Source organism: Cecembia lonarensis LW9, from assembly GCF_000298295.1.
In the GTDB taxonomy this organism is placed as follows: domain Bacteria; phylum Bacteroidota; class Bacteroidia; order Cytophagales; family Cyclobacteriaceae; genus Cecembia; species Cecembia lonarensis.
Genome location: NZ_AMGM01000235.1, coordinates 1 through 890 on the forward strand (window position 1 = coordinate 1; position 890 = coordinate 890).

An 890-nucleotide genomic window follows, 5' to 3' on the forward strand; every position below is an offset into this window, starting at 1 on the left:
CCAAGGGCATCGAAGCTGGAGTGGTCTTCATTCCGGGCGCCGCATTCAGTCCCGACGATGCCCCCAGCCATCGGCTGCGGCTGGCTTTCAGCGCCGTCCCCGAGGACAAGATCCGCGAGGGCGTCAAGCGCCTGGCCCCGGTGCTCGAAGCGGCCATCGCGGAAAACTCAGCACGCTAAAGCTGGCGCAAGAGCACCCTGTTCCGGGGAAAACGTTGCTCATGGAGCATCATGTAGGTATGTGGTTTGGTTGGATCGAATTTGACCTGTTGCTCGGGGATGTACATTCGCTCAAGCGGAAGCGCTCCGTGGTGCGTCCCCTCATGGCCGAGATCAGACGCCGTTTCGAGGTCTCCGTCGCGGAGACCGGCAACCTGGATGTACACCGGCGTGCCGGGGTGTCGGCCGGAGTCGTCGCGGCGGATGCAGCGCACGTGATCAAGGTGCTTGATGGCCTCGAACGCCTGGTGGCCGAGCGCCCGGACATAGAATTGCTCAGCGCCCGCCGGCGCCTGCATTCCTCCGAAGACGAATAAGCCAATTCCGGCGCCTAGTGGATCACCCATGTCACAAACCCCAGCAGCGTGCACACGATCAACAACAGCCCGCCAAGCCGCGGGGCAATCCATGCTGTGATCTCACGCTCGCTCGGCGGCGCCGGCCTCGGCAGAGCTCCCGCGGCCGATGACACCGGCATGATCGCCATCTCGTAGGCCAGCAGCATCCGTGAAGGCGAGAGCATTGTGGCCATCGAGGCGGTGACGTTGGAAACCGCCACGATTTGCAGCACCGAGGAACCCATGGCCGACGCGGCCTGTGCCTGTGTGGCAGCGAGCATGGTAGTTTGCCGCGGTGTTGGAACCAGAGATGAAGCCGGCCAACCCGTTACAG

General features: G+C 63.6%; 2 protein-coding genes. One reads left to right on the plus strand and one right to left on the minus strand.

All coding sequences use genetic code 11. From position 1 onward, the window contains the following. Positions 1-220: 220 nt before the first annotated feature. On the plus strand, positions 221-535 hold the full coding sequence (locus tag B879_RS23940) for a DUF503 domain-containing protein (RefSeq protein WP_009187222.1): 315 nt from the start codon (positions 221-223) through the stop codon (positions 533-535). Between the two features lie 14 nt (positions 536-549). Here the strand turns inward: B879_RS23940 and B879_RS23945 are convergent. Next, positions 550-890: hypothetical protein (locus B879_RS23945; RefSeq protein ID WP_238542228.1), on the minus strand; the 341-nt coding region annotated here is incomplete at its 5' end.

What these genes read in the sequence shown, in the direction of transcription:
- B879_RS23940 (WP_009187222.1), top strand. Translation starts at nt 221, where the DNA reads ATGGAGCATCATGTAGGTATGTGGTTTGGTTGGATCGAATTTGACCTG.